Here is a 4,864-nt window from a genome sequence, read left to right as displayed (position 1 = left end):
TCCATGAACATACTCGGACTTAAGCCCAATGAGCTCGCGGCCATCGTTTTCGGAATCGTGGGCAYGATATTTGGCCTGATCTCATATAGACGTTCGAAGCACAGTGAGTCTCTGGCCAACGAAGGCAATGAGCGAGCAAGGCGTGCCGAAGAAAGAACGGAGCGCAACGAGTTACAAGCGCGAGAACTCGCCTTCGCCCAACGAAAGCGCGAGGCGCTCAAGACACTAATTGAAGGTGAGGCCGCAATTCTGGCTGCCCGACGCAAGATGCGTGCGTTGAGTTCTACAGCATTGGAGGTGGGCGCCGCGGAGGTCATTCAGCCGGCCGAGGGCTTCGCCACTTCCTATGAAACATCTCTGACGGGCCTCAAGGGGGTGCGACAGATGATAGAGTCTATGAACTCCTCCGGCCGGTCACACGAGGAACTTCTGATGCTCATCGAATCCAACATGGCCAAGTTGGAGAAGCTGTATGACTCCAAGTTACTGGCGGAGGAAATCGGCTCATTCACGGACGAAGCTGAACGCAGCATTCGGCTGCATTCCGTGCAACGCGAAGTAGCACGTCAGCTAAAGCAACCGCCCGCGACCGGAACGTAATCGACTCTCCCGGCCGCGTGAGACAGTGACGCCTAGCGGCCTTACGGACTAAGGAGACGAGGTGAAACCAAGCATATTCACGCCCAACATCGAGCGTGTAAAAAAGTTGGACGCGCGCGAAGCGACGCACCTTGTGCGGGATTTGCTGTATTGCGGCGCGCTGCCCATGCGCCTGAGCGAGGTGGTCATCTCCGAACGCATCAACGCGAAAGATGGTGGTATCGACGCGAAAGTGATCGCGGAAGCAGCGGTTCAGGGAGGACCGGCGGTCTCATTCCACTTTCAGATCAAGTCTGGCGACTCGTTCGAACCCTGGCAGGAAGCGGTCGCGCGCAAGGAAATTTTCGGCAAATCCAATGTCACCGCCTCCAAAGACCGCCTTGGAGCCGCCGTCAAGCGGTGCCTGGACACCAATGGCGTCTACGTGCTCGTCGCGTCCGGCCATGACCTGCTCCCGGAGGAGCATTCAAAGGCCGAGGCGCACCTTCGAAAAGCATTCGCTGATTGTGGCTATCTTAATGCGGAGGTCAAAGTTTGGGGCGCCGGCAAACTCACCTCACTGCTGCGCTTATACCCATCGCTGAGCCTCGAATTGAATGGTATCAAGGATGGTGAGTTCGAGACAGTGAGGCAGTGGGGAGCGCGCGCGGACCTCGGCGGCGTTCTTGCCATCGGCGACGCTCAAAAGCGCTTCATGAAGCGGCTGGCGGATATCTTGAGGGGGGACACCATCCAGCACGCACGCGTAATTGGAGAGCCAGGATGCGGCAAGACGCGCCTTGTGCTCGAAACCATCCGAGGATCCGACGACTTGGCCGCGCGCTGTGTGTATGTCGCGAGCTCCGCCGCTCTGCTTAGAAGCGGCTCACTCTTGACCGAGCTTATCAATGAAGAGCGCGGCTACTGGACGATATTGGTTGTCGACGAGTGCGACGAAGTCGACCGGGCGACCATTTACAACGTCATCAAGGGCAAGCAGCGTATCAAGCTCGTCACCATCGACCACGGCCCGGAAGTGAGCCGCGACACCTCAATGGAAACCATTGAATTTCCTAAGCTTGGCGACAAAGAAATCGGCGAAATCCTGGGCACGTATCTAGTCGGCTCTGGCGACCTCCACAATTGGACTGAATGGTGCAAAGGGTCCGCGCGCTCTGCGCACGTTCTCGGGGAAAACTTGGCGCTGCACCCCGAGGACATCCTCAAATCTCCCGCGACTGTCAATGTGTGGGAGCGTTTCGTAATAGGCTACAAACGCGCTGACAGCCCTGAGGCGCAACGCTTGCTCACGGAGATGCGCCACATCGCACTGTTCAGCAAGTTTGGCTTCAAAAAGCCGGTCCACGCCGAAGGCAAGTTCGTCGGCAAGCTCGCCAAGCGCGTAGATGGGTCAATCACAAAGGGCGCCTTTGAGAGGGACGTTGCCAAATTCGTCAAGCGTCGCATCCTTCAAGGCGACCGCACATTGCGCATCGTGCCACAAGCGCTCCACGTCCACTTGTGGCGCGAGTGGTGGAGCAACTACGGCATCACGGCGAACTTGAACGAGTTGCTCAAAGAGCTTCCCGAGTCGTTACTCTCCTGGTTCACGAACATGATGCGCTACGCGAACGGCTCGCCGGAAGCGCAGGCGGCCGTCAAGGAGTTGCTCGATGATCCGAAGAGCCCCTTCGCCAAACGAAAGTTCTTGCGTTCCGATCGGGGATCCCGCTTCCTCTCCGCCCTGGCCGAGGCCGATCCAGCATCGACACTCGCGCTGCTTGAACGCACCACGGATGTGTGGATCGCGCCGACGGACCCCTATCTCGGACAATCCCAGGATTTTGTCTTCGCCATCGAACGAATCGCAGTGTGGGCTCCGCATTTCACGCGCGCGGCCGAGCTCCTCGTCAAGTTGGCCGCGATTGAGAAATCCAGCTACGACAACAATGCGCGGGGTACGCTTCGAAAATTGTTTGGTATTGCGGGCGCTCCTTCCCAGGCCAATCCGATGGTGCGCATCGAATTCATCGCCCGGCTGTTCGGATCCGCTGAATCGTTCGAGCGCAAGCTCGGCCTTGAACTCTGCGGAAAAATATTAGAGACGCGTGGAGGAACGCGCGTGATCGGTGTGGAATATCAAGGTCTGCTACCGACCATACGGCTCTGGGCACCTAAGATTTGGGAAGATCTCTACACCCCGTGGAGGGCGGCGTTGGCGATGCTTCTCGAGCAGGCGAATTCGTTCGATCCGCAATGGCAGCACGAGGTGTCGYGCGAGATCATCCGCGGGTGCTTTGGTTTAATGGGGCACGCCCCCCTCGTTTCGCTGTTGCTCCGCACCCTTGAGGGTCAACTCATGCTGCCAGGTGCGGACCACGAGGCACTTGTCAAGGCGCTGCTTCACTTCGWGAGATTTCCTCTCGCCAAACCCACGCAGGCGACCAAAAGGCGGCTTACCAAGCTACTTGGAACCCTATCCAATGGGTCCTATGAGCGCAGATTCGCACGCTTCGTCGAGTATGAAACTTACGATGAAAACTACACCGTCTCGAAATCCGGCGAGCACGCGGACTCACCGCTCCCAACAAAGCGCGTGGAGACGCTGGTCCGCGAGATGCTGTCCAGCCCTGAGATTGCCGCTAGCCATTTGGACCATGCCATTCAATCGCAGGGGCACAGGATTCGCATATTTGGGCACCATATTGGCAAACTGTCCGACTCGGATTTTCGTTCCCTCGCGATACAACGAGCCAAATCCTTGGGAGCTGCAGGTGGGGGCGGCTTCATTGTTGGCTTTTTGGACGGCACCAGGGAAGTGGATCCTGCCGACGCGGACGCGATCGCGCTGGACCTCCTAGCCGGTCGCGCCCCAGCCGATTGGAAAATTGCGGCGACGGTCCAGTCTGGTGTTTCGCGGGCGATGATACCCAAACTCGTCAAGCTCGCGAAGACCGCTCCGCCAGCGCTTTTCGTGCATGTCGGATATCAAGTGAAACAGGCTGTCTTACCGCCGGATGAGGTCGAAGCTCTCCTTCGCTCACTGCTGCGCAACAAGTCGCTCATCGCCGCCGACGTCGCGCTCGGCATCGGCTTCTACTGGTTCGGGAGGTTGTCGGGTCCACAGTGCGCGGAGCGCCTGCACTGGAAGCTGGTGACGGACCATCGCCTCTTCGGCGACAACATGCGCCAAAACTCCCATCAATGGGAGGCTATGGCGAAAGCATTCAGGGGACGCTTTCCGAATCTAGAGGTCAACCTGCTTGCGGCGCTTCTAAATCCCAAGAAACGACAGTCCTACGCCGCCGCCTCCGAGACGTTCGGCATCTTAGGTGCAATATGCGCGGCGAAACCCGAAGAGTCTTGGGAAATCGTCGCTGCTGCGCTGGAAGGAAAGTCGCATGYATGGACCGTTTCGCATTGGCTGGGAGGTGGCATGCGAGACGATGCGTCCCCTACGCCGATCGAGGCATTTTCAGCAGAACGCATATTCAATTGGATTGACAAGTCACCGCGTGAGCGCATTGCCCGCGCACTCGACTTCATCCCGAAAACTCTGACCTCTCCCGGCGGCGATCTCACCGCAGCTTTCATCGAGAGGTATGGCTCCACGAAAGGCTTCAACGACGCGCTCGCGTTTCGATTCGGCCTGGGCACTTACAGCGGCCCTCCGTCCGAGCATCACGCGGCACAGCGAGAGCAGGCGATTAAATGGGCCGGCGCGACTGCGTCAATCAAAGTGAAGGCCTTTTTGGACGCCTACATCGGGGAGCTCACGAAGCTTATCGATCGGGAGAGGATGCACGAGGAACGGAGCTGATTTTCTGAAGCTCCGAGCAAGCTGAGCGTGGCGAGGTCGGCTTTCAGGAAATGAGCCTGAGATACACAGCGGGGAGTTTCCCTCGCTTGAGTCCAGGAGGCCTTAAGCGGTCGCTCCCCGGGGGAGTGCGATGGCATCGAATAACATTTTGGATTTTTATTACTTTTTCGCTGAAATATCATTTTGCCCCGTATCTCGGCACATCCCGCCTGGCCACCCGGGTCAACGAGGAAGCCGAAGAACGGGTCACTGCGGCGCAGGCTAGGCACCCCGAACAGCTGAGCCAGCAGCAGCAACCCGCCGCGACCCTGAAAATCGAGGCGCTGTTCACACGCCAGCCTGCTGGAGCGTTTTAGTGTGCTGGCGCCTGATCCTGAATTGGTTGCGAAAACCCGACTAAAGAGGCCAGCCAATCGGCTAAGAGAGATTAAAAAATCAACAGCGACAGGGACTTAGGACTGTTTC

At 58.1% G+C, this 4,864-nt stretch carries 2 protein-coding genes; both read left to right on the top strand.

The window, feature by feature from the left end; all coding sequences use genetic code 11:
• Positions 1–600: hypothetical protein (locus tag AC1D0P_RS21730; protein ID WP_477678651.1), on the top strand; the 600-nt coding region annotated here is incomplete at its 5' end.
• A gap of 61 nt (positions 601–661) precedes the next feature.
• The gene (locus AC1D0P_RS21725) at positions 662–4,399 is read left to right on the top strand and encodes a hypothetical protein (RefSeq protein WP_477678650.1); all 3,738 of its coding nucleotides are present in this window, start codon (positions 662–664) and stop codon (positions 4,397–4,399) included.
• Positions 4,400–4,864 lie beyond the last annotated feature (465 nt).

The organism is Polaromonas sp. P1_G2 (assembly GCF_056405515.1).
Note: the sequence above shows the minus strand (reverse complement) of the source record. Positions and strands in the feature narration are given on the sequence as shown.